This window comes from Aquiflexum sp. (assembly GCF_977115555.1).
Window position 1 is genome coordinate 1 of sequence record NZ_CDSBKL010000664.1, and the last position, 1,072, is coordinate 1,072.

The following is a 1,072-nucleotide window of genomic DNA, read 5'->3' on the forward strand; positions in this document are numbered from 1 at the left end:
ACCCCAAAAGCAAACAAACCCCCAAATAGCAAACTTGTCTGCAGGTTGCTGATGCCGGCATTCAGCAGGACGGATTGGTCTTGCGTCAGCTCAAAATCCACTTGGTTATAATCCGCCTTGAACAACTCAATAGCCTCATATACCTTGGGAAGGAGTTCGTTCATCTTGGCGGAAGCCTGCTTGTGCACGGTGATGACCAATCCTTCTTTTTTCCCAAACAGATGGCTTCCCAAAACCTCATTGGTCTCATACTGCACCTTGGCAACACGTCCCAAGTCAACGGTGATGCCTTTTTCGGAAGTCACGGGTAGCTTCATGATGTCATCGGGAGCGTCCACCCTGGTGGCCAACCTCAGGTAATACCTGAACTGACCATCTTCAACACTGATGCCGGGGAGTTCTTCATTGCCAAATTTGATGGCATTGATCACATTGTCTTCCGTCATGCCAAGGGCACGGAGTGCGGCTTTGTCCGGAGTGACGGTAATGATACGCTCTTTCTTTCCGTTGATATCTACCAAAGACACGCCCTCCAACTGCTCCAAGCGCTTTTTCAGTACATTTTCGGTCAGGAGACTGATTTCGGTAAAGTCAAATCCTTCTTTGGGAATCACTTGAACCCGCACCACAGGAATGTCATTGGTATTGATCCGGATGACTTGGGGACGGCTGAGGTCAGGGGGAAGGCTGTTGGTCAGGCGGTCGATTTTTTCATTGACGTCGATGTAGGCCAATTCCATTTTGGTACCAAAAGCAAATGTCAGACGGATTGTGCCTGTCTCGCTGCCGGCTTTGCTTTCCACATCTTCGAGACCATTGAGTGTCATCAGCCCTTCCCGGATCTGCGAAAGTACATTCTGCTCTATCGCTTCGGGAGAAGCATTCGGATAGTTGACTTTAATGACAATCTGCGGGACGTCGATCGGCGGCAAAAGGGAAATCGGAAGCGTCCTGAACACGATGACCGAAAAGACCATCAGGGCCAAAAAAGTCATCAGAACAGCGATGGGTCTTGCCAGTAAAAACCTAACCATAGCGCTTAATCTTTGATGATTTGGACAGGTGCCTGATG

General features: G+C 49.3%; 1 protein-coding gene. It reads right to left on the reverse strand.

Annotation, left to right across the window (positions count from 1 at the left end; all coding sequences use genetic code 11):
• A partial coding sequence (locus tag ACZFYI_RS20535; RefSeq protein ID WP_462525979.1) for an efflux RND transporter permease subunit occupies nucleotides 1-1,034 on the reverse strand: 1,034 nt, incomplete at its 3' end.
• Nucleotides 1,035-1,072: the final 38 nt, after the last annotated feature.